Origin of the sequence: Methylobacterium goesingense, assembly GCF_022179225.1 — a bacterium.
Lineage (GTDB): Bacteria > Pseudomonadota > Alphaproteobacteria > Rhizobiales > Beijerinckiaceae > Methylobacterium > Methylobacterium goesingense.
In genome coordinates this window covers 1-22,464 of the sequence record NZ_BPQL01000006.1, presented here as the reverse complement: position 1 = coordinate 22,464, position 22,464 = coordinate 1, and the positions used below count along the sequence as shown (strand labels likewise).

At 69.6% G+C, this 22,464-nt stretch carries 16 protein-coding genes; 9 read left to right on the top strand and 7 right to left on the bottom strand.

Annotated features, from left to right (window positions below):
• The first annotated feature begins 51 nt into the window (after window positions 1-51).
• From epmA to MFF30_RS00840, 3 genes are all read left to right on the top strand, one after another.
• Window positions 52-1,104 carry an EF-P lysine aminoacylase EpmA gene (epmA, locus tag MFF30_RS00850; protein WP_238275369.1) on the top strand — a complete coding sequence of 351 codons (1,053 nt, stop codon included), beginning with the start codon at window positions 52-54 and terminating at the stop codon, window positions 1,102-1,104.
• Window positions 1,105-1,112: 8 nt separating this feature from the next.
• Complete coding sequence (locus MFF30_RS00845) at window positions 1,113-2,183, top strand: lysine-2,3-aminomutase-like protein (protein WP_238275418.1); 1,071 nt, start codon at window positions 1,113-1,115, stop codon at window positions 2,181-2,183.
• Between the two features lie 71 nt (window positions 2,184-2,254).
• Window positions 2,255-2,704 carry a Tellurite resistance protein TerB gene (locus tag MFF30_RS00840; protein ID WP_238275367.1) on the top strand — a complete coding sequence of 150 codons (450 nt, stop codon included), beginning with the start codon at window positions 2,255-2,257 and terminating at the stop codon, window positions 2,702-2,704.
• A gap of 3 nt (window positions 2,705-2,707) precedes the next feature.
• On the opposite strand, the gene MFF30_RS00835 is transcribed toward MFF30_RS00840, so the two are convergent.
• Window positions 2,708-3,100 carry a phage holin family protein gene (locus MFF30_RS00835; RefSeq protein ID WP_238275366.1) on the bottom strand — a complete coding sequence of 131 codons (393 nt, stop codon included), beginning with the start codon at window positions 3,098-3,100 and terminating at the stop codon, window positions 2,708-2,710.
• Between the two features lie 101 nt (window positions 3,101-3,201).
• On the bottom strand, window positions 3,202-4,632 hold the full coding sequence (locus MFF30_RS00830; protein WP_238275363.1) for a DEAD/DEAH box helicase family protein: 1,431 nt from the start codon (window positions 4,630-4,632) through the stop codon (window positions 3,202-3,204).
• A gap of 191 nt (window positions 4,633-4,823) precedes the next feature.
• Between MFF30_RS00830 and MFF30_RS00825 the strand changes: the two genes are divergently transcribed.
• The gene (locus MFF30_RS00825; protein ID WP_238275355.1) at window positions 4,824-5,468 is read left to right on the top strand and encodes a hypothetical protein; all 645 of its coding nucleotides are present in this window, start codon (window positions 4,824-4,826) and stop codon (window positions 5,466-5,468) included.
• A gap of 41 nt (window positions 5,469-5,509) precedes the next feature.
• Here the strand turns inward: MFF30_RS00825 and MFF30_RS00820 are convergent, their stop codons facing one another.
• Window positions 5,510-7,555: a methyl-accepting chemotaxis protein gene (locus MFF30_RS00820; RefSeq protein ID WP_238275353.1), complete on the bottom strand. Its 2,046-nt coding sequence runs from the start codon at window positions 7,553-7,555 to the stop codon at window positions 5,510-5,512.
• A 459-nt stretch (window positions 7,556-8,014) separates the two neighbouring features.
• On the opposite strand from MFF30_RS00820, the gene uvrA reads away from it, so the two are divergent.
• The 3 genes from uvrA (at window position 8,015) to MFF30_RS00805 (ending at window position 13,263) form a co-directional block, all read left to right on the top strand.
• On the top strand, window positions 8,015-10,996 hold the full coding sequence (gene uvrA / locus MFF30_RS00815; RefSeq protein ID WP_238275351.1) for an excinuclease ABC subunit UvrA: 2,982 nt from the start codon (window positions 8,015-8,017) through the stop codon (window positions 10,994-10,996).
• A gap of 509 nt (window positions 10,997-11,505) precedes the next feature.
• Entirely contained in the window at window positions 11,506-12,486 is a 981-nt protein-coding gene (locus tag MFF30_RS00810) for a transporter family protein (protein WP_238275343.1), read from the top strand.
• A 216-nt stretch (window positions 12,487-12,702) separates the two neighbouring features.
• A complete protein-coding gene (locus MFF30_RS00805; protein WP_238275416.1) occupies window positions 12,703-13,263 on the top strand; it encodes a fasciclin domain-containing protein in 561 nt (186 codons plus the stop codon).
• 95 nt (window positions 13,264-13,358) lie between these two features.
• On the opposite strand, the gene hflX is transcribed toward MFF30_RS00805, so the two are convergent.
• From hflX to MFF30_RS00785, 4 genes are all read right to left on the bottom strand, one after another.
• Complete coding sequence (gene hflX / locus MFF30_RS00800) at window positions 13,359-14,774, bottom strand: GTPase HflX (protein WP_238275341.1); 1,416 nt, start codon at window positions 14,772-14,774, stop codon at window positions 13,359-13,361.
• 114 nt (window positions 14,775-14,888) lie between these two features.
• Window positions 14,889-15,143 (bottom strand): RNA chaperone Hfq, encoded by a 255-nt coding sequence (gene hfq / locus MFF30_RS00795; protein ID WP_238275333.1) that lies wholly within the window; start codon window positions 15,141-15,143, stop codon window positions 14,889-14,891.
• Between the two features lie 157 nt (window positions 15,144-15,300).
• Entirely contained in the window at window positions 15,301-16,671 is a 1,371-nt protein-coding gene (ntrX, locus tag MFF30_RS00790) for a nitrogen assimilation response regulator NtrX (protein WP_238275322.1), read from the bottom strand.
• A complete protein-coding gene (locus MFF30_RS00785; protein ID WP_238275320.1) occupies window positions 16,668-19,070 on the bottom strand; it encodes a sensor histidine kinase NtrY-like in 2,403 nt (800 codons plus the stop codon). The genes ntrX and MFF30_RS00785 overlap by 4 nt, the downstream gene beginning before the upstream one ends.
• Before the next feature lie 289 nt (window positions 19,071-19,359).
• On the opposite strand from MFF30_RS00785, the gene MFF30_RS00780 reads away from it, so the two are divergent.
• On the top strand, window positions 19,360-20,958 hold the full coding sequence (locus tag MFF30_RS00780) for a gamma-glutamyltransferase family protein (protein ID WP_238275318.1): 1,599 nt from the start codon (window positions 19,360-19,362) through the stop codon (window positions 20,956-20,958).
• A gap of 94 nt (window positions 20,959-21,052) precedes the next feature.
• Complete coding sequence (gene oxlT / locus MFF30_RS00775; protein WP_238275316.1) at window positions 21,053-22,327, top strand: oxalate/formate MFS antiporter; 1,275 nt, start codon at window positions 21,053-21,055, stop codon at window positions 22,325-22,327.
• Window positions 22,328-22,464: the final 137 nt, after the last annotated feature.

Below are 22,464 nucleotides of genomic sequence, written 5' to 3'. Positions count from 1 at the left end.
CCGAGAGAGCCGAAATTCCCGCATCATGATTCCTGCGCTCCCGGCCACACGATGAACACCCCCTCCCCCTGGTGGGCCCCGCACCGGCACGCCGACCGCCGCCCCGCCCTGATGGCGCGCAACCGCATCGTCGCGGCGTTCCGGGCGCATTTCGGGCAGGCCGATTTCGTCGAGGTGGAGGCGGCCGCGCTCCAGGTCTCGCCGGGTAACGAGGCGCATCTCTCGGCCTTCGCCACCGAGGCCCTGGGACCGGACGGGTCGCGCCGGCCGCTCTACCTCCACACCTCGCCCGAATTCGCCTGCAAGAAGCTGCTGGCGGCTGGCGAGGAGCGGATCGTCAGCTTCGCCCGGGTCTTCCGCAACCGCGAGCGCGGCCCCCTGCACCACCCGGAATTCACCATGCTGGAATGGTACCGGGCGGGGGCCGACTACACCGACCTCATGCGCGACTGCGCCGACCTCCTGGCTCTCGCGGCCGAGCGGGCAGGCACGCGGCGCCTGCAGCATCGCGGCCGCGAGGCAGACCCTTTCGCGGCGTTCGAGCGGATCACCCTGGCGGAAGCCTTCGCGCAGCGCGCTGGGATCGACCTCCTCGCCACCATCGACCGCGACGGCCGCACGGACCGCGACGGCCTCGCGGCGGCGGTGGCGCGGTCCGGCCTGCGCGTGGCCGAGGACGACACCTGGGGCGATCTGTTCAGCCGTGTCCTCGTCGCCCAGATCGAGCCGCATCTCGGCCTCGGCCGGCCCACCATCCTGTACGAGTACCCAGTGAGCGAGGCCGCGCTCGCCCGGCCGAGCCCGCGCGACCCCCGCGTGGCGGAGCGCTTCGAGCTCTATGCCTGCGGCGTCGAGCTCGCGAACGCCTTCGGCGAACTGACCGATGCCGAGGAGCAGCGCCGCCGCTTCGCGTCCGAGATGGCCGAGAAGGCGCGCGTCTACGGCGATACCTACCCCATCGACGAGGATTTCCTCGCCGCCCTCGCGGTGATGCCGGAGGCGAGCGGCATCGCGCTGGGCCTCGACCGCCTCGTCATGCTCGCCACCGGCGCGCCGCGCATCGAGGACGTGATCTGGACCCCCGTGGCGGGAGACCCGGCGTGAACCGGCCCGTGAACGGAGCCCTGCGCGATCCGGCGGCCCTGGCCCGCGCCGGCCTCGCGGCGCCCGGCGACCTGCCCGCCCTGGAGGCGGTGGCGGCGCGCTACGCCGTTTCGGTGACGCCCGACATGGCCGAGCTGATCGACCCCGCCGACCCGGCCGACCCGATCGCCCGCCAGTTCCTGCCCCGGGCCGAGGAACTGGAGACGCAGCCCGAGGAGACGGCCGACCCCATCGGCGACGACGCGCACAGCCCCCTGCCCGGGATCGTCCACCGCTACCCGGACCGCGTGCTCCTGAAGCCGCTCCACGTCTGCCCGGTCTATTGCCGCTTCTGCTTCCGGCGCGAGATGGTCGGGCCGGACGGGCTGGGCACGCTCGGCGAGGCCGATCTCGCGCGGGCGCTGGCCTACATCGCGGCGCGCCCCGAGATCTGGGAGGTAGTGGTCACCGGGGGCGATCCCTTCGCGCTCTCCGCCCGGCGCCTCGCCCACATCGCCGAGGTTCTGGCCGGCATCCCGCACGTGCGCGTCCTGCGCCTCCACACCCGCGTGCCGGTGGTCGATCCGGGCGCGGTCACGCCGGCGCGCGTCGCCGCCCTGAAGCAGTTCGGCGGCGCGGTCTTCGTGGCGCTCCACGCCAACCATCCGCGCGAGTTCACGCTGGCGGCCGTGGCGGCGATCGCGCGGCTGGTGGATGCCGGCATCCCCATGGTGAGCCAGACGGTGCTGCTCGCCGGCATCAACGACGATCCCGCCACTTTGGAGGCCCTGATGCGGCGCTTCGTGGAGAACCGGATCAAGCCCTACTACCTGCATCACGGCGATCTCGCCCCCGGCACGGGGCACCTGCGCACCGGCCTCGGGCAGGGCCGCGACCTCATGCGGGCCCTGCGCGGTCGGCTCTCGGGCCTCGCCCAGCCGCTCTACGTCCTCGACATTCCGGGCGGGCACGGCAAGGTGCCGGTGGGGCCGGACTACCTCACGGCCTCGGCGGCCGGCTGGCGGGTAACCGATCCGCGGGGGGCAGAGCATGCCTATCCGCCGGAGCCCGAACCTGGCTCAGTAAGTCCCGCGCGTTGACAGGTCTTCGCCGCGACGCTTTTGATGCCGGAAACGCGCGGCGCGCGACCTCACGATCCCCGGGGAAGCTGATGGGTGTGTTTCAGGATTTCGTCGGGCGCTTCAGCCAGACCATGACGTCCTATCTCGGCGACCGTCCCCTGATGGAGGCGGCGGTCTCGGCCGCCGCCAACGTCATCCTGGCCGATTACGAGATCGACGAGGAGGAGATCGAGGCGGCGCTCGCCGGCATGCGCGCCAACCCGATCCTCGAGAAGGGCTACGACACCCTGAAGCTCGAGGCCGAACTGTTCGAGGGCATCGCCCGCGCCCGGACCCGCGCCGGCCGGGCCGAGAACCTGGGCTTCGTCGCCGGCATCGCCGATCGGGACGCCGCGCAGCGTCGGGCCGTCTTCCTCATCGCCGCCGATGTGGCCGATCAGGCCGGGATCAGCGCCGTGGAGCACGCGGCGCTCGCCGAGATCGCCGCCGCCCTGAAGGTCGACAAGGACGCTCTGCTCGGATCGGCGGCCGGGGCCTGAGCTTCAGCCGGAGACGCGATCCGAGACGAGTGCGGCATCCTTCTCGACCTGGCGCTCGAAGCGGCGCGGCAGCAGGTTCGAGCGGGCCATCCGGCGCAGGCCCATCACCGTCAGGACGAGCGCGACGGCGGCGAACGGGCCGCCCACGATGAGCGCGGCCAGGATCTCGGAGCCGATCAGGGCCGCCAGCCCCTTCACCACGGCGACGAACAGCATCACCAGGGCCGCGACCACGAGCACGAGCGCGGTCCCGAAGCGGGCGACGAGGCCGAGGATGGCCTGAATGTTCCCGTCCGTCTCCCGGCGCATCAGTTCGAGTTCCTGGCCGACGAGGTCACCGCCATGGCGCAGGCCCTCGCTGATCAGGCTGCGCAGGCTCTGCGTCTTTTGGGCCATCGGGTCGGGTCCTCGTGGTGGGGTCGGCGGGCGCGGGTGTGAAGACGTCCTGGAAGCCACAACCGTGGCGGTTCGATCGCGTTCCGGCCGCCGCGCGCCGATCAGGCGGGCTGGGCCTCCCGTCCCGCGACATCCGGCGCCTCCCGGATCGCCGCCGCGATGGCGTCGAGGAGCACCGTGTCCTCCCCCGCCATCGCCTCCATGGCGGCCATGCGGCCGACCACGGTGGCGGCGATGCGCTCCTCCACGGTGTCCTCGGCCAGCGCGTAGTAGATCGTCGCCCGCTTGCCGTCGCGGTGGCAGCGCCCCTCGATCTGCGTGAGCTGGATCGCGCTGTGGCGCAGGTCGTGGACGATGAGGGCGCGAGGCCGCGTGCCGCCGGGCATCTCGCCCTCGTGCAGGGAGATCGATTCGGTGACGGTGAAGACCACGGCGTCGAGGTCTCCGCCCTGGAAGGCGAGCCGGGTCGCCTCGTTGGCCTCCCCCGCCCGGGTCCCCGTGATCGTATCCGCGCGCCAGCCCGCCGCGCGCAGGGCCTCGACCAGGGCATCGCCCGTCTCCAGGAAGGCCACCGAGATCGCCACCTGATGGCCGTCCTCCATCAGGAGATCGGCGAAGGCGGCCGTGCCCGAGACCCGCAGCAAGCTGGCCTTCTGGCGGAAGCGCAGGTCCGCCGCCCAGCCGGCCGGCCGGCGGGTGCTGCCGCCGAGCAGGCCCCATTCGCGCCGGAACTCTCGCCAGGTGGCGTCGTAGAGCCGACGCTCGGCGGGGCTCAGGGCCACGGGGCTGAGTTCGCGCTGCACCTCCGGCCAGCCGGCGATGTCGGCGGGGCGGCGGCGCAGGCCGATCGCCCGCTCGCCCTTGAACAGGAGGTCGGCCATCACCGCGCAGTCGCGTGGGTTCGCCTCCCAGGACCAGTTGGTCCAGCGGCCCTTGGCCCGGCCGATCCCGAGACGCTGCATCAGGGCGCGGAACTCCGCCAGGGTCCCGGCGGGTTCGCCCGCCGCATGGCCGAGAAGGTGGCCGAGATAAAAGAGTTCGTGTGGCGCCTGTCCGGCGGTGGCGCTGAGATAGACCGTGAAGGCCGCCGATTCCGCGATCTGCCGGCAGACCAGGCTCTGCTGCGCGTACGGGTTGCAGATGCGGTGGCTCTCGTCGAACACCACCAGGGGCCAGGTCCGCTTCGGGGTCCCGTGCCGGGCGAGCGCATTGTTCCGGGCGCGGGCCGAGCGGCTCTTGCCTGCTGGCGGCGGCGCCATCAGGGCCTTGGTGCGCTCATAGTTGGTGAGGGTGATCGCCTTCTCGGCGAGGCCCGACAGCGCGATGGTCCGGCGCCATTGCGGCATCGCGCCCTTGGGACAGACGATCAGGATCTCGCGCTCGGGCATCGCCGCGAGCGCGCTCCAGACTGAGAGCGTCTTGCCGAGGCCCGTGGTGTCGCCGAGCAGGAAACCGGGGCGCCCCGCCGCGCGCGCCGCCAGGATCGCGCGGCTCGCGGCGACCTGATGCGGACGCGGAACGAGAGACGGCATCACGGGCATCCGGCAACGCGGGCCTGCCCGGCGCGCAGGCGTGAATCTGTTCTCGGCGGATGCGTTTTGGCACCTGCGCGAAGTCTTTGCGCCGGCCTCACCATGTTTTGAAAACCTTGGAACTGTTCAGGTTGTGCTTCCGTTAAGGTGTCGTCCCGACGCGCGGTCGGGAGCCGTAATCGGAGAGATCGATGCCGACGATTCCGCTATCCGCCGCGCCGCGTGCGGCGATCGCGTCCGCCCTCGCATTTATGATCCTCAGTGGCCCGGCCAGCGCCCAGAGCGCCGATGGCGGCCTCTTCGACCTGCTGTTTGCCCCTGCCCGTCCCGCGCCGCAAGTGGCGCCCGCGCCCAGCGCCGACCCCGACGCGTACGGACAGGTCCGTCGCTCGATCCGTCGGGCGGCGGCGTCCCGCCCGCGCCCCAAGATCCGCTACGCCGCCCTGCCGAAGGCCGAGCCTCTTCAGATCAAGATCACCGACCGCCAGACCCCCCTCGACATGAAGGCGGGTCCGGCCGCCGCGTTCATGAAGGACGAGACCCTGCGCCCCGGCGACATCGTGGTGATGAAGGATGGCCCAAAGGTCTTCGTCGGCAGACCCGACGATCGCCACACGGCGCGGGACTTCGAGAGCATCGGCCGGTCCGACTTTATCGACCGCCGCACCCGCGTCCAGCTCGCCGCCATGATGCTGCCCATCGGGGCGATGCCCGCCGATCAGGCCCGCAAGATGATGGCGCGGGCGGCCAAGACGATGCCGGCGAGCGTGGACCAGCCCGTCCGCACCGAGACGACCGCGATGCGGGTGATCAATCCCTGGTCCACGTCCCCCTGAGCACGTCCCCCTGAAGCGGGGCGCCGCGCGGAGACCCGGTCTCAGGCTGCCCGCACGGTGACGAGGAAGCCGTCCACCTCCCGCCGCAGGCTCGCCGCCTGACGGGCGAGATCGCTCGCGGCCGTCAGGACCTGCGCCGAGCCGGCACGGGCGGATTCCGCGGCTTCACGCACGCCCGTGATGTGGCCCGAGACGGCCCGCGTCCCCTCCGAGGTGAGCGTGGTGTTCCGCGCGATTTCCTGGGTCGCCGCCCCCTGCTGCTCGACGGCCGCCGAGATGTCGCCCGAGAGGCGGCTGAGGCGCTGGATGACCTCGGTGATGCCCGCGATCGTCGCCACCGACGCGTCGGTGGAGTGGGTGATCTCCGCGACCTTCGCGGCGATGTCCTCGGTGGCCCGCGCGGTCTGGGTCGCGAGGCTCTTCACCTCTGCGGCGACCACCGCGAAGCCGCGGCCCGCCTCGCCCGCGCGCGCCGCCTCGATAGTGGCGTTCAGCGCCAGCAGGTTTGTCTGCGCGGCGATGCTGGAGATCAGCCCTACGATCTCGCCGATGCTGGCCGCCGACTGGGCGAGGCGGTCGACGTCGCCCTTCATCCGAACGGCGTCGCGCTCCGCTTCGTCGGCGACTGCCGCCGAGGTCTCGACGCGGGCACCGATCTCACGCACGGACGCGCTCAGTTCCTCCGTGGCCGCCGCCACCGTGTCGGCCGTCGCGGCCGTGTCCTGCGAGGCCGCTGCCACCGCTTGGCTGAGGGACGAGGTGTCGCTGGCCGCCTGCGTGAGGGCGTAGGCGGCGGCCTCGAGCTGGCTGGAGGCCGCCGAGACGGCCTCGACGATGCCGCCGGCCCGGGCCTCGAAGCGATCGGCCATGTCGTGCATCGCTGCTGTCCGCGCGGCGGTGGCCTGGGCGGTCAGCTGCTCGGCCTCACCGGCGATTCGCTGGCGCTCGGCCACGCTGTCGCGGAACGCGACGGCCGCCCCCGCGATGGCACGGACCTCCCGCGCGCCGCCCTGTGGGATCGCGCCGGCCGCCTCGCCCCGCCCGATGGCGGTGAGGGCCTCCGCGATGCGCGCGAGGGGGCGCGCGATGGCGGTGCCGAAGACGAAGGCCACGGCGCAGGAGAGGGTCAGGGTCGCGAGGCCCAGCGTGATCCAGAGCGCCGCGCTCCGCTCGGCCGCCGCGCGTGCGCTGCCCGCCGCCGCGTCGAGATCGGCCGTGAGGCGATCCTCGATGCCCTTCAACCCGTCGATGCGCTGGGTGGCGAGGCCGAACCAGGCCGGGGCGTCCGTGACGGCAAGGGGCGTTCCCGGTGCCGTGTCGAGGACGATCCGGCGCAAGCGGTCGACCTCGCGGGCCGGCGCCCCGGCCTTGGTGGCGTCGAGTTGGGCGGCTTGGGCCGGATCGGCGCCGAGACGGAACAGCGCTTCGTAGGTGGTCTGGCCGGCGAGCAGGCCCGTCAGGCGCTCGTGGCCGGGCAGGTCGATGCGGCCGGCGCCGATGATGGCCGAGGCAGCGGCCCGCTCCTGGCCGGCGAGTTCTTTCAGGGACAGGAACGCGGAATAGGCCGAGACCCGGGCCGCGAGGTCCGCGCTGGACGCGACTTGGGACATCTCCCGCACGAGGTCGAGGGCCTGAGCGATCACGCCCGAATACAGGGCCATGTTCTGCGCCGGGGTCCGGGCGAGGTCGTCGACGGCCTTCCGGTGGGCGGCGATGCCGGCGAGCCCGTCCGCCAGGGTGGCCTGCCGGCGCGCCATGCCCGCGCCGAACGCCTCCGCGCCGGCCACAATGTCAAGCGCGCGACGGCTGTCATCCGTGCGCAGGCGCTGGGCGTCGAGTTCGGCCCGGAACTGGGTGCCTTTCGAGCCCAGGAACAGGCTGGAGGCCCCGCGCTCGCGTTGGGCCTCGTGCACGAAGGCGCTGACCCGCCCGGCGAACCCGACGAGGTCTTGGACCTGCGCCATGCGGGCGCGCTCCTCGATCCGCTCGACGATGGTGAGGCCGGCCACCACCGCAAAGGCAAAGCAGGGGGCGAGCGCGACTAGGAGGATGCGGACGCGGAGGGAGGAGAAAAATCCGGCGGACATGGTTGCGAGCCTGAAAACACGAGGGCGTGATCGTTGTCCGTGTTCAGCCGTAAAGTTTTTCTTGCCGGCACAACCTTTGGTGTTTTTTGCAGCAGTCTGCTCGTTTGGAGGCAGACTTTTCAGCACGGAATCGTACACGCGAAGACTTTCACATTGTTCGCGATCATCTTGCGGATAACCGCGCGTCGCCCGCGCTGGCTGCTGCCCGAAGGCCTGGTCTTTACCCGCACCGCCTCGGCCGGTCCGTCGCGGAGATGCAGGGGGATGGATGCGCCGCCCTCGCGCGTCGCCCGAGCCCGCCGTCCGCGCGGAGTTGAGCCTGTACGCTTTTTGTTCTAGCTGATGGCGGATATGCGTGGCGCGTGCCTTGCCGCTTGGGGGCTCGCGCCCGACATGGCGCTCGGGAGGAGACGGGAGAGCCCTGCCCCGCCCGGGCTCGCGACCTTCCGAAGAGACACCATGGCCAAAGCCAAAGCCGCCGCCAAACAATCCCAAGCCGAGGCCGAGCGGGTCGAGGCAAAGATCGAGGCCCTGTTCGACGGCGCGCGCGATCAGCGGGTCATCTCGGTGCGCGGCGCCCGCGAGCACAACCTCAAGAACATCGATCTGACGATCCCGCGCGACCGCCTGGTGGTGTTCACCGGCCTGTCGGGCTCGGGCAAGTCGTCGCTGGCCTTCGACACGATCTACGCGGAGGGGCAGCGCCGCTACGTCGAATCGCTCTCGGCCTATGCGCGCCAGTTCCTCGAGATGATGTCGAAGCCCGATGTCGACCAGATCGACGGGCTCTCGCCGGCGATCTCCATCGAGCAGAAGACCACTTCGAAGAATCCGCGCTCCACGGTCGGCACCGTGACGGAGATCTACGACTACATGCGCCTGCTCTGGGCGCGGGTCGGCATTCCCTACTCCCCCGCCACCGGCCTGCCCATCGAGAGCCAGACGGTCAGCCAGATGGTGGACCGGGTGCTGGCCTTGCCGGAGAAGAGCCGCCTCTACCTGCTGGCGCCGGTGATTCGTGGCCGCAAGGGCGAGTACCGCAAGGAGATCGCCGAGTTCCAGAAGAAGGGCTTCCAGCGCCTGCGCGTCGACGGTGAGTACTATCCCATCGACGATGTGCCGAAGCTCGACAAGAAGCTGAAGCACGACATCGACGTGGTGGTGGACCGGATCGTGGTGCGGGCCGACATCGCGGCGCGGCTCGCCGACTCCTTCGAGACCGCCCTGGAACTCGCCGACGGTATCGCGGTGATCGAGTTCGCCGACGCGGCCGAGGGCGAGGCCCCGCGCGAGCCCGTCACCTTCTCGTCGCGCTTCGCCTGCCCCGTCTCCGGCTTCACCATCGCGGAGATCGAGCCGCGGCTGTTCTCGTTCAACAATCCCTTCGGCGCCTGCCCGACCTGCGGCGGCATCGGCCACGAGATGCGGATCGACCCCGAACTCGTCATCTCGGATGCCAAGCTCAGCCTGAAGCGTGGCGCCGTCGGCCCCTGGGCGAAGTCGACCTCCCCCTATTACGGGCAGACCCTCGACGCGCTGGCCCGGCACTACGGCTTCAAGACCACGGTCGCCTGGGGCGACCTGCCGGCACGCGCCCGCGAGGTGGTCCTGTACGGCACCGGACCCGAATCGGTGCGCTTCGCCTACGACGACGGCATGCGGGCCTACGAGGTCAACAAGCCCTTCGAGGGCGTGATCCCCAACCTGGAGCGCCGCTACAAAGAGACCGAAAGCGACACCTCCCGCGAGGAGATCGCGCGCTTCATGAGCGAGACGCCCTGCGCCACCTGCGGCGGCAAGCGCCTGAAGCTCGAAGCCCTCTCGGTGAAGGTCGCCATGGCGGATGTGGGCACCGTGACCGCCCTGTCGGTGCGCGACGCCCATGCCTGGTTCTCGGATCTGCCGGGCAAGCTCACCGACAAGCAGAACGAGATCGCCTTCCGGATCCTCAAGGAGATCCGCGACCGGCTCACCTTCCTGATCGATGTCGGCCTCGAGTACCTGACCCTGGCGCGCGGCTCCGGCTCGCTCTCCGGCGGCGAGAGCCAGCGCATCCGCCTCGCCTCGCAGATCGGCTCCGGCCTTACCGGCGTGCTCTACGTCCTCGACGAACCGTCCATCGGCCTGCACCAGCGCGACAACGAGCGCCTGCTCGGCACGCTGAAGCGCCTGCGCGACCTCGGCAACTCGGTCATCGTCGTCGAGCACGACGAGGACGCGATCCTGCAGGCCGACTACGTCGTCGATGTCGGCCCCGGCGCCGGCATCCATGGCGGCCGCATCATCGCGCAGGGCACGCCCGAGGAGGTCCTGAAGAACCCGGCCTCGCTCACCGCCAAGTACCTCACCGGCGAACTCAGCGTGCGGGTGCCCACCGGGCGGCGCAAGGGCAAGGCGGGCAAGCTCAGCCTGATCGGCGCCCGCGGCAACAATCTGAAGAACGTCTCGGTCGACATCCCGCTCGGCACCTTCACCTGCATCTCGGGTGTCTCCGGCGGCGGCAAGTCCACCCTGATCATCGACACGCTCTACAAGGCCGTGGCGAAATCCCTCAACGGGGCCCTGGAGCATCCGGCGCCCTTCGAGCGACTCGACGGGTTGGAACACCTCGACAAGGTCATCGACATCGACCAGTCGCCCATCGGCCGCACCCCGCGCTCGAATCCAGCGACCTATACGGGTGCCTTCACGCCGATCCGCGACTGGTTCGCGGGCCTGCCGGAGGCCAAGGCCCGCGGCTATCAGGCCGGGCGCTTCTCCTTCAACGTCCGGGGCGGGCGCTGCGAGGCCTGCTCGGGCGACGGCGTCATCAAGATCGAGATGCACTTCCTGCCGGACGTCTACGTCACCTGCGACGTCTGCAAGGGGCGCCGCTACGACCGCGAGACCCTGGAGGTGAAGTACCGCGACCGGTCCATCGCCGACGTGCTCGACATGACCGTCGAGGAGGCCGCCGACCTGTTCAAGGCGGTGCCCACCATCCGGGAGAAGATGGAGACTCTGGCCCGGGTCGGCCTCGGCTACGTCAAGGTCGGGCAGCAGGCCACCACCCTCTCGGGTGGCGAGGCCCAGCGGGTGAAGCTCTCGAAGGAGCTGTCGAAGCGGGCCACGGGCCGCACGCTCTACATCCTCGACGAGCCGACCACCGGCCTGCACTTCCACGACGTCGCCAAGCTCATGGAGGTGCTCCACGAACTCGTGGACCAGGGCAACACCGTCGTGGTGATCGAGCACAACCTCGAGGTCATCAAGACCGCCGATTGGGTCATCGACATGGGCCCCGAGGGCGGCGACGGCGGCGGCGTGGTGGTGGCGCAGGGAACGCCCGAGCAGATCGCCAAGTCCCGCGCGAGCCATACGGGACGCTTCCTGCGGGATGTCCTCGCCCGGCGGCCGGCCCCCGCCCCTGCCCCCGCCAAGGGACGCGCGGCCGCCGAATAGGCGGCCGCTCCCACTTGAAGGGTGCGCGATTCGCGGAGCGAACCGCGCCCGATCCGTTCCATCTCTCGCCGGAACCGGCCTCGCACCGCCGAAACACGCGTTGGCACCGCACGCCGGTGCGCAATCGCAGCCCCGAGTTTGCCGGATGTTCCCGGCTTGGCCGGCGCGTGCCAACAGCTTGAGCATTCAGCGGTATCCTGCCGGCCTGCCGGCCGAAAGACGCCTCAAGAACGCAAAAAGCCTGCTCAAATAGTTAACAAATCCCTACGCTGCACCGCGGCGGAATTGCGGCTTTTGCGCAACGGTTCGATCCGAACTGCCCCGTTTCCAAGCATTCCGCTGTCCTTCCGCCGCGTCCTGTAGAATAGTTCTCGTCGTTGAGACTTGAGAACGCGCCGCAAGGGGGGCCGCCGGATCGACTGCAAACAAGCCGCATCAAAGCGGCGTATCGGCAGGAAGATTCGGATGGCTGCGTGGCGGACCTGAAATCCTTGGGAAGGAAGAAGATAATGACGAAGAACTGGCTCGCCGCAGGCGCGCTCGCGCTGACCGTTGGCATGACCGCCACGGCTTCCTACGCGCAGACCACGACCGTTCCGGGTGAGCAGGTCGGTCTCGCCACCGGCGCTCCGCTGCCCGAGGGCATCTACGCGCTGAACACGTTCCTCTACCGCAGCAACGAGAACGTCGCTCCGGGTTCGGTCGACGTCGCCGTCAACATCCCGGTGCTGGTCTGGTCGACCCCGCTGGTTCCGCTCGGCGGCCGCATCGAGCTGCTCGTCGCTCCCCCGACCGTCTTCGCCTTCGGCAAGAACGGCGGCCCGAACGGTTCGCGTGATCTGTCGATCAACGTCGGCACCTTCGTGGGCGGCATCTGGGCCTTCGATCTCGGCAACAACTTCGGCGTCAGCTTGCTCGGCGGTGTCTACCTCAACGAGCTCAATGCCGGTCGCGGCGTTCTCGTGAACAACGCCGGCACCACCTTCGCCACCCCGGTCCTGGGCCAGCTCGCCTCGAACACCTACCGCATGGGCGTCGCCGCCAGCTACACCGGCGACGGCTGGAACCTGACGGCCAACCTGACCGCCAACATCTACGACTCGCCGGCCAGCTTCGGCGGCGGCGTCCCCGGCGTCAACGTCGCGTTCCCGACCACCCGTGGTCCGTTCCTCATCTCCGACTCGCTCAACCTCGACCTGACCGCGACCAAGAAGTTCGGCAAGTTCGAGATCGGCGCCATCGGTTACGGCACCTACAACTTCGACGTCAGCCAGTTCAGCCTCGCTGCCGGCAACCGCGGCAACTTCTCGGTCGGTGGTCTCATCGGCTACGACTTCGGACCCGTCACCGCCCAGGCTTGGGTTGCCACGACCGTCGTGAACGCCGTGCGCCGCGCCGACACGGTCGAGGGCTGGTTCCGCCTGATCGTTCCGCTGTACTCGCCGACCCCGGTCGCCGCTGCTCCGGCCCCGATCGTCCGCAAGTACTGAGATCGGCTGGCCGGGGCTTGTGCCCCGGTCATTCCGTGACGTCTCCTCTGACAACCGCCGGATCCTTAGGGTCCGGCGGTTTTCGCGTTTCAAGCGACACACATCGGCGTGATCTTGGTCCGAGGCGCGCGACGGGCTGAAACTTTTCGCGCGAACGCCCCGTAGAGCGCCTCAGTCACCCCGCACGAGGGAACGACGAAGAGGAACATGCTCATGATGAAGATTACCCACCGCGCCCTGGCCTCGGCCGCCCTCGCCTTCGCGCTCGGCGCCGCCCTGCCGGCCGCAGCCCTCGCCAAGAACCCGATGGTCGGCGGCGCACCGATGTACGCCTCGAAGACCATCGTGGAGAACGCGGTCAACTCGAAGGATCACACCACGCTGGTCGCCGCCGTGAAGGCCGCCGGCCTCGTCGACACCCTGTCGAGCCCCGGCCCCTTCACGGTGTTCGCACCGACCAACGCGGCCTTCGCCAAGCTGCCGGCCGGCACCGTCGAGACCCTGGTGAAGCCCGAGAACAAGGCGACGCTGACGAAGATCCTGACCTATCACGTGGTTCCCGGCACCTACACGGCCAAGGACCTGATGAAGCTCGCCAAGGACGGCGGCGGCGAAGCGCAGCTGAAGACGGTCGAGGGCGAGCCGCTGATCGTTCAGACCAAGGGCAAGAAGGTCTACGTGACCGACGCCAAGGGCAGCACCGCCACCGTCACCACCGCCAACGTGATGCAGTCGAACGGCGTCATCCACGTCATCAACGGCGTGCTCCAGCCCTGATCCCACCGAACCGACCTGTCGCCTGACGGGAAGCGCCCGCGATCCTTTCGGATCGCGGGCGCAACGCGTTCAGGGCCGAAGGGGAAACGCGTTCGTCAGCCGACGCGGTTGAGCCGCCGCGCGCCCGCGAAGCGGTTGAGGAAGCGCAGCTCCTTCTCGGGGGCGATGCGGATGGCGAGATGCATGGTCCCCCCCTCCTCTTCGCGCCGGTCGAGCACCTCCGCGTTCTCGTAGAGCCAATGCAGGGCTGCCCCGTCCTCGGGCGGCAGGATGACCGCGAAGGTGGAGCGCTGCCGGGCGATCCGCGCCTCGATCCGGGCGGTGAGGACGCCGAGGCCCTCCCCCGTGACCGCCGAGACCAGGACCGGGGCGTCGCTGTCCCGGTCGTTGCGCCCGTGCCCGCTGAGGTTCAGCAGGCGGATGCGCTCATCCTCTTCAAGGAGATCGGCCTTGTTCCAGACCTCGATGATGCGTGCCGCCGAGGTTTCGATCCCGAGTTCGCGCAGCACCGATCCGACATCCTCGGCCTGGGCCGCGCTGTCCACGTGGGCGACGTCGCGTACGTGCAGCAGGATGTCGGCGTGGATCACGTCCTCCAGAGTGGCCCGGAAGGCCGCGATCAGGGAGGTCGGCAGCTCGGAGATGAAGCCCACCGTGTCCGAGAGGATCACGGTCTCGCCATGCGGCAGCTTGGTGGCGCGGGCGGTCGGATCGAGGGTGGCGAACAGCATGTCCTGCGCCATCACCTGGGCCTTGGTCAGGGTGTTGAACAGCGTCGACTTGCCCGCGTTCGTGTAGCCGACCAGGGCCACGATCGGGTACGGCACCCGCGCTCGGCTCTGGCGGTGCAGGCCGCGCGTGCGCGTGACGTTGTCGAGCTCGCGCTCAATCTTGGTCATACGCTCCTGGATCATGCGCCGGTCGGCCTCGATCTGGGTCTCGCCGGGGCCACCGAGGAAGCCGAAGCCGCCGCGCTGGCGCTCCAGGTGGGTCCATGACCGCACGAGGCGACTCTTCTGGTAGGCAAGGTGCGCGTGCTCGACCTGGAGGGTGCCCTCGCGGGTCGATGCGCGACGCCCGAAAATCTCGAGGATCAGGCCGGTGCGGTCGATGACCTTGCAGCCGAAGGCCTTCTCGAGGTTGCGCTGCTGCACGGGCGAAAGCGCGCAATCCATCACCACGAGACCGATCTCGCGAGCGCGAATCACACCGGCCAGTTCCTCCACCCGACCCTTGCCCAGGTAGGTGGAGGGGCGGATGCGCTGCACCGGCGCCACGATGGCCTCGACCACATCGAGCTCGATGGCGGCGGCGAGGCCGGCGGCCTCATCGAGCCGCGCCTCGGTGGAGCGCAGGGCTTCGGGGCTGCCGCTCGGGTTGCCCCGGGCCGCCACCGCGGCGCGCCCGAGATAGGGGCCGACGACGAGGGTGTGGGTTGCCGCCGCGATGTCGCCTTCGGGGGCGGCCATCGCTTGGAGCCGGGCTTCGCCGGCCGTCATCGGTTCAGTCATGTAGGTTTTCGTTCGACCCTGTCCTGTGTGTCTTCAGGACAATGGGCGCTTGCCGGCCCGAGACAAGGGCGCGGCAAACCTTATCCGATCGGACGCGGCCGCTTTCGGGCGATCTCAAGCCTTGTCGGGCGTGGTCTCGTCGGGCTCGAAGAGCTGGACCGGGTGGCCCGGCATGATCGTCGAGATCGCATGCTTGTAGACCAGCTGCGAGTGTCCATCCCGGCGCAGTAGCACGCAGAAGTTGTCGAACCAGGTCACCACCCCCTGCAGCTTGACGCCGTTCACGAGGAAGATGGTCAACGGTATCTTGTTCTTGCGAACATGGTTCAGGAACGTGTCCTGGAGGTTCTGCGCGCGCTCGCCCGCCATTTTCTTCTTATCCTTGCTTCACGCTGCTGCCCGCCGCACCGGACGGGTTCTCTTCTATTGGTGTCATGACCCGGTGCGAAACGCCAGGATCTCGCTGAAGGTCCCCGGCATTACACGTGTATTGCGGGCGCGATGCAAGTGCATCGTCGCGCGATCCTCAGGGGCCGATGCCCAGGGACTTGAGTTTCCGGTGGAGCGCGGAGCGTTCCATGCCGATGAATTCCGCAGTGCGCGAGATGTTGCCGGAGAAGCGCGCGATCTGCGCCACGAGGTACTCGCGCTCGAAGATCTCGCGGGCCTCGCGCAGAGCGAGGCTCATCAGCTTCTCGCCGCCCGATCCGTTCGGCGTGGTCGGCACCAGGGCGCCGATCTCCGTGGGCAGCATCTCGGAGGTCACCTCCTGATCCGGGTCGGTGTGGGTCAGGATCATCAGGCGCTCGACGTTGTTGCGCAGCTGGCGGACGTTGCCGGGCCAGTCGTGCGACTGCAGCACCGCCATGGCGTCCTCGGCAATGCGCCGGCGTGGCAGGCCGGTGGCCCCCGAGATCTGCTCCATGAAGAAGGTGATGAGTTCCGGCACGTCCTCGCGCCGCTCGGAGAGGGCAGGCACGCGGATCGGCACCACGGAGAGCCGGTGGAACAGGTCCTCGCGGAATCGGCCCGCGGCGATTTCCTCAGCGAGATCCCGTGAGGACGACGAGATGATGCGGACGTCCACGTGCACCCGCGCGGTGCCGCCGACGCGCTGGAAGTTCTGGTCGACGAGGACGCGCAGGATGCGGTTCTGCGTCTCGCGCGGCATGTCGGCGACCTCGTCGATATAGAGCGAGCCGCCATGCGCCTCTTCGAGGGCGCCGACCCGGCGCGCCCGGCCCTCGCCGGCCTCGACGCCGAACAGCTCCGCCTCCATCGTGTCGGGCGTGATCGTGGCCGCGTTGATGACCACGAACGGGCCGCTGGCCCGGGTCGACATCGCGTGCAGGGTCCGCGCCGAGAGCTCCTTGCCGGAGCCCGGCGCGCCGAGGATCATCACGCGCGCATTGGTGGGCGCTACGCGCTCCACGGTCTGGCGCAGCTGGTTGACCACCACGGAGGCGCCGACGAGGCGGCTCGCCTGGCCGGAGCGGGCCTTGAGGTCACGCACCTCGCGCTTGAGGCGCGAGGCCTCCAGCGCCCGCTCGGCCACCAGGATCAGACGGTCGGCCTTGAACGGCTTTTCGATGAAGTCGTAGGCGCCGGCCTTGATCGCCGCCACGGCGGTCTCGATGTTGCCGTGGCCCGAGATCATCACCACGGGCAGGTCCGGATGCCCGGCCTTGATCTGGTCGAGCACCTGCAGGCCGTCGAGACGCGAGCCCTGAAGCCAGATGTCGAGGAAGACGAGGTGGGGCCGGCGCGACTCGATCGCCGCCAGCGCCTCGTCGGAGCCCCCGGCGGTCCGGGTGCGATGGCCCTCGTCGTCGAGGATGCCGGCCACGAGGTCGCGGATGTCGGCCTCGTCGTCGACGATCAGGATATCGGCGCTCATGACTGAATCTCCGCGATGGGGGGAGCCGTGCGCGCGGCGCCCTTCTCGTCCTGCACGGAGGGTCGGCCCTCCGGCGTCGTTGGGGTGGCAGTATCACGGCTCGGGTCGCCGGGTGCCTCGCGAGGCACCCGCATCCGCACCCGCCCGCCCCGGCCTTCCGGATTGTCGTTCAATTCGATCCCGCCGCCATGCTCTTCGAGGACCTTGCTGACGATGGCCAGCCCTAGCCCCGTCCCGCCCTCGCGGGTGGTCATGTAGGGCTCAAGCAGCCGCTGGCGCCCCTCCGCGGGAAATCCCTTTCCGTTATCCGTCACCTCGATGACGGCGAAGCCCTCCTCGAGGACGAGGCACACGTCGACGCGGCCCTTGCCGCCGGGGGCGGTCGCGAGATCAGCCTCCGGCACGGCCTGCACCGCCTCGACGGCGTTCTTCAGGATATTGGTGATCGCCTGCGAGAGCAGGCGGATGTCGAAGGCCGCCACCACACGCTCGCCGCTCGCCTCCGCGAAGGAGAAGTCCAGGTCGGGATGCGCCACCCGCATCATGAATAGGTTCTGGCGGGCGATCTCGCTGAGGTCGTTCTGCGCGATGGCAGGCTTGGGCATCCGCGCGAAGGACGAGAACTCGTCCACCATGCGCTTGATCTCGTCGACCTGACGCACGATCGTGGCCGTGCACTGGTCGAACACATCCTTGTCGGTGGTGATGACCTTGCCGTACTTGCGCCGGATGCGCTCGGCCGAGAGCTGGATCGGGGTCAGCGGATTCTTGATCTCGTGGGCAATCCGGCGCGCCACATCCGCCCAGGCCGAGGTGCGCTGGGCCGAGACGAGGTCGGTGATATCGTCCAGGGTGACGACGAAGCCGCGGGCGCCGCCTTGCGCCTGCTCGCTCGTCACCCGCACCGTCACCGTGCGCTCGCGCCCGTCGCGGGTGAGCTGGATCTGCTGCTGCATGGCGCGCAGGCGCGTCTCCGCCCCGTCGGGGAACAGCGCCTCGAGCTCCGGCACCACCTGCGTCAGGGGCTTGCCGACGATCGCCTCGGCGGAGAGGCCCAGGGTGCGTTCCACCGACGGGTTGGCGATGGTGACGAGGCCGGCGGAATCGACGCCCATCACCCCCGGTGAGACGCCCGATAGGACGGCTTCGGTGAAGCGGCGCCTGCGGTCGATGAGGTCGCTGGCCGCCGTCAGCCCGTCGTGCTGGCGGCGCAGCTCCTGCGTCATCTTGTTGAAGCTCTCGGAGAGATGGGCGAGGTCGCCGTCGCTCTTCCGGGCCGGGACCTGGGCGTAGAAGTTGCCCGAGGCGACCTGGTCGGCCGCGTTGATCAGGCGCCGGATCGGCGCGACGAAGCGGTTGGCGAAGTTCAGGCCGAACCACACCGCCGACAGGAGCGCGATGAGGGCGATCAGCACGAAGACCGAAGCGAAGCTGATCTGGATCGAGCGCTTCAAGGAATCGTAGGTGAGGTACTCGGCCGCCGCTGCGCGGGATACGCCCGGAAACTCCACGGCGAGCTGGCTCACTTCCCGCTGCACCAGCAGGACCGCGCCGTCATAGGCCGGCATGCGCAGGAGCGCGGCGAAGATCCGCCCCTCGCTCGGCACGAGGCAAATCGGATCGCTCGATTTCGCCGCGTCCTCGAAGGCTGCGGCCGAGGGAAGGCGCCGCTCCTTCAGCAGGTCGATCTTGGCCCGGGCCACCACCTCGGTCGGCCCGCGCATGATCTCGGCCACCGGCAGGCCCAAAGCCGTGGCCCGCGTGGTCAGGAAACTCTCGAACCAGGTCCGGTTGACGTCGAAGTTCGGTCGCGCCCGGGTGAGGTCGTCCGTGAGGATGCGGATCTCGCGCGCCAGGCTCTGGCACTGGTTCTCCTGATAGGCGTCGGCGACCTCGACGGATTTCAGCACCACGTCGCGCACCCGGTCGGTGAAGCCCAGCGACAGGCCCCGGTCGATCGTCACCGCCGCCACCACGGCGAGAAGCACCGTGGGCAGGATGGCGATGAGGCTGAACAGGCCGACGATGCGGGTGTGCAGCCGCGCCACCGCGGCGTTGGTGCGCCGGGCGTAGAGGAAGACCCGCGCCTCCCAGGCGATGATCACCACGAGGCCGAGGACGAGGAAGACGTTGATCCCCAGCAGCGTCAGCCCGATGGTCGGCGTCGGCGTCACCCGGATCACGCCCGCCAGGATCAGGAAGGTGGCGATGGCCGAGACCAGGGCGGTGACGACCACCAGCGCTCCGACGAGGCCGGGGCCGCGCGGTGGCGGCCGCACGATCGCGGTCAGGTGGTCCGGGCCGTCGCTCGCCTCGGGGGCGGCGTCGGTGGGGCCTGAACCCTCCGCGGAGGGGCCCGAAGTGCTGCCCAAAGTGCTGGAAGATCGAAGCCACGGCATGGCTGATGCGTCGCCACAACAGTGTGGCGAAATTAATACGAATCGGCCATGCGGCTGCGTAGGAACCACTTAGATTCCCGGCCTCCCGGCGGGGGATTCCAGCTTCCCAGTGGGGGATTTCAGGCCTCCTGACGGGGGATTTCAGGCCTCCTGACGGGGGATTACAGCCTCCCGGCGGGGTGACGGAGCCCTCGACGCGGCGGCGAACCACAGGATGCATGCGCCTCGGGTCGATCGACGGCCCGTGAAAATACATTATCCTTCAATCTCTCCTCACACCGAGTTCATCATGTCAGACACGCCCGTCTTCGCCTCGGCCGCCGTCGCGGCGCCCCATCGCCTCGCGGCCCAGGCCGGGCAGCACGTCCTGGCGCAGGGGGGCAATGCCATCGAGGCGATGACCGCCATGGCCGCCACCATCGCGGTGGTCTACCCGCACATGAACGGCATCGGCGGCGACGGCTTCTGGCTGGTGCGCGAGCGCGGCGGGCGGGTGCGGGGTATCGAGGCCTGCGGCCCGGCCGGCCGGAACGCCACGATCCAGCGCTACCGGGCGCAGGGCTACGAGGTGCTGCCGTCGCGCGGGCCCGATGCGGCGCTGACCGTGGCGGGGGCCATCGGCGGCTGGCGCCTCGCCCTCGACCTCGCCAAGGCCCTCGGCGGACGCCTGCCCCTCGAGACCCTGCTCGCCGACGCGATCCGCCACGCCCGCGACGGCGTCGCGGTCTCGCCCTCGGAGGCGCGCTACGTCCCGAAGGAGCTCGACACGCTGCATGACCAGCCGCACTTCGCCGAGACCTTCCTCGACGGCGGCAAGCCCTTCGCGGCCGGCGCGATCCGCAAGCTGCCGGCGTTGGCCGCCACCCTGGAGCAGCTGGCCCATGCGGGCCTCGACGACTTCTACAAGGGCGATCTCGGCCGCGAGATCGCCGCCGACCTCGACCGGCTCGGAACGCCGGTGACCCGGGCCGATCTCGAAGCCTACGCGCCCCGCGAGCGCGCGCCGCTGTCGATCCGCCGCCGCGACGCGACGCTCTACAACTTCCCGCCGCCAACCCAAGGCATCGCAGCGCTTCTGATCCTCGGCATCTTCGACCGCCTGCGGATCGCCCGGCCCGAGACCACCGCGCATTACCACGGGCTCATCGAGGCGACGAAGCGCGCCTTCGCGATCCGAGACCGGATCGTCACCGACTACGACCGGCTGGCGGTCGACCCCGCGAGCTTCCTGACGCCGGAGAACCTGGACCGCGAGGCGGCGCAGATCGACATGCGCCGGGCCGCCAGCGTGCCCCTGCGCAATCCCGGCGAGGGCGACACGGTCTGGATGGGCGCCATCGACCGCGACGGCCTCGCGGTGTCCTACATCCAGTCGATCTACTGGGAATACGGCTCCGGCGTTGTCCTGCCGAAGACCGGCATCCACTGGCAGAACCGCGGCACTTCGTTCTCCCTCGACGCCAAGGCGGTGAATCCGCTGGAGCCCGGTCGCCGACCGTTCCATACCCTGATCCCGGCGCTCGCCTGCTTCGACGACGGCCGGGTGATGTCCTACGGCAGCATGGGCGGCGACGGGCAGCCGCAATTCCAGTCGCAGATCTTCGCCCGCTACGCCGATTACGGAATGAGCCCGGCCGCCGCCGTCGATGCCCCGCGCCTCCTCTACGGGCGGACCTGGGGCGCCGAGTCCCTCACGGTGAAGGTGGAGGACCGTTTCGACCCCGCCTGCATCGCCGAACTGCGCAGCCTCGGTCACGCGATCGAGGAACTCGGCGGCGCCTACATCGACTCCCTCGGCCATGCCGGCATGCTGATCCGCGATCCCCGCAACGGCTCGGTCGCGGCGGTGCACGATCCGCGCTCGGACGGAGGCGCGGAGGGACTTTAGTCTCTCGCATCGTTCGCTCTAGACGTGCGCTCACGAAGCGCGCCGATGTCCTGGCATCTTCCTTGCGACGCTCGCTCGTCGCAAGGAGCGTATTATGGATACATCCCTCTCTCGCCAGCGCTGGATCCAACTCGGCCTGGGCCTACTCGCCATGATGGCGATCTCCAGCCCGCAATACGTCTGGACGCTCTTTACCAAGCCGCTGATCGCCACGACCGGCGCGACGCTGCCGCAGATCCAGTGGACCTTCACGATCCTGATCGTGCTGCAGACCTTCTTCTCGCCGGTGCAGGGCTACCTCATCGACCGGTTCAGCCCCAAGCTGATGATCGCGCTGGGTGCCGCCCTCTCGGGGCTCGGCTGGGTCCTGGCAGCCCGGGTCGACACGCTGCTCGGCGTCTACGCCACCTACGGCCTGTTCTGCGGCCTCGGCACCGGCATCGTCTATGTCGGCATCGTCGGTCTGATGGTGAAGTGGTTTCCCGACCGGCGCGGCTTCGCCGTGGGCGTGGTCGCCGCCGGCTACGGCATGGGCGCCATGCTGAGCACCTTCCCCATCAGCGACATGCTCACCGCCTCCGGCTACCGCCACACGCTGACGGTGTTCGGCATCGTGCTCGGGGCCATCGGTGCCCTGGCGGCTCTCGGCCTGCGCGCGCCGCGTGCCGGCGAAGTGCTGCCGGCGCCCGCCGTGAACCTCTCGACCTGCGTCCACGACACGGCCCCGAAGGCGATGCTGCGGACCCCGCTGTTCTGGCTGATGTTCGCCATGATGACGATGATGTCGACGGGCGGCCTGATGGTGGTGGCCAACTTCGCCTCCTTCGCTCGCGACTTCGGGGTCGCCGACGCGATCATCTTCGGCTTCGTGGCCCTGCCCTTCGCGCTGACCTTCGACCGCATCACCAACGGCCTGACCCGTCCGTTCTTCGGCTGGGTCTCGGACAAGATCGGGCGCGAGAACACGATGGGCATCGCCTTCGCGGCGGAGGCGGTCGCCATCGCCCTGCTCCTCGTGTTCCGCGAGAATGCCTACGCCTTCGCACTCCTCTCCGGCGTGGTGTTCTTTGCCTGGGGTGAGATCTTCTCGCTGTTCCCGTCGATCCTCACCGACACCTTCGGCACGAAGCACGCCACGACGAATTACGGCTTCCTCTACATGGCTCAGGGCATCGGCTCGTTGTTCGGCGGCCCGATCGCGGCCTGGATCTACGCCGTGCAGGGTTCGTGGCTGCCGGTCTTCGCGATCATCATCACCCTCGACGTGCTGACCGCGATCCTCGCCTACTTCGTGCTGAAGCCGATGCGCCGGCGCTGGCTCGACGGCGGCACGGCCCCGGTCCGCGTGGGCGAGCCCGCCCTGGCCTGATCCTTCGCCGCAGCAAGTGCTCCGAAGCGCGGACGGGGAGACCCGTCCGCGCTTCACTTTGTGGTCCATCAGGTCTTGGACGTCAGGCCGCCGCGACACTGCGCGGGTGGCGCTCCGTCTGCGGTGAGTTCACCGCG

Excerpts from the sequence above, each read along its gene's own strand:
- MFF30_RS00820 (WP_238275353.1), bottom strand. The coding sequence starts at position 7,555 with ATGTCCGCCGGATTTTTCTCCTCCCTCCGCGTCCGCATCCTCCTAGTC.
- oxlT (WP_238275316.1), top strand. The coding sequence starts at position 21,053 with ATGGATACATCCCTCTCTCGCCAGCGCTGGATCCAACTCGGCCTGGGC.
- ntrX (WP_238275322.1), bottom strand. The coding sequence starts at position 16,671 with ATGAGCGCCGATATCCTGATCGTCGACGACGAGGCCGACATCCGCGAC.
- MFF30_RS00780 (WP_238275318.1), top strand. The coding sequence starts at position 19,360 with ATGTCAGACACGCCCGTCTTCGCCTCGGCCGCCGTCGCGGCGCCCCAT.
- uvrA (WP_238275351.1), top strand. The coding sequence starts at position 8,015 with ATGGCCAAAGCCAAAGCCGCCGCCAAACAATCCCAAGCCGAGGCCGAG.
- MFF30_RS00810 (WP_238275343.1), top strand. The coding sequence starts at position 11,506 with ATGACGAAGAACTGGCTCGCCGCAGGCGCGCTCGCGCTGACCGTTGGC.
- MFF30_RS00825 (WP_238275355.1), top strand. The coding sequence starts at position 4,824 with ATGCCGACGATTCCGCTATCCGCCGCGCCGCGTGCGGCGATCGCGTCC.
- MFF30_RS00840 (WP_238275367.1), top strand. The coding sequence starts at position 2,255 with ATGGGTGTGTTTCAGGATTTCGTCGGGCGCTTCAGCCAGACCATGACG.
- epmA (WP_238275369.1), top strand. The coding sequence starts at position 52 with ATGAACACCCCCTCCCCCTGGTGGGCCCCGCACCGGCACGCCGACCGC.
- MFF30_RS00835 (WP_238275366.1), bottom strand. The coding sequence starts at position 3,100 with ATGGCCCAAAAGACGCAGAGCCTGCGCAGCCTGATCAGCGAGGGCCTG.
- MFF30_RS00785 (WP_238275320.1), bottom strand. The coding sequence starts at position 19,070 with ATGCCGTGGCTTCGATCTTCCAGCACTTTGGGCAGCACTTCGGGCCCC.
- hflX (WP_238275341.1), bottom strand. The coding sequence starts at position 14,774 with ATGACTGAACCGATGACGGCCGGCGAAGCCCGGCTCCAAGCGATGGCC.
- hfq (WP_238275333.1), bottom strand. The coding sequence starts at position 15,143 with ATGGCGGGCGAGCGCGCGCAGAACCTCCAGGACACGTTCCTGAACCAT.
- MFF30_RS00830 (WP_238275363.1), bottom strand. The coding sequence starts at position 4,632 with ATGCCGTCTCTCGTTCCGCGTCCGCATCAGGTCGCCGCGAGCCGCGCG.
- MFF30_RS00805 (WP_238275416.1), top strand. The coding sequence starts at position 12,703 with ATGAAGATTACCCACCGCGCCCTGGCCTCGGCCGCCCTCGCCTTCGCG.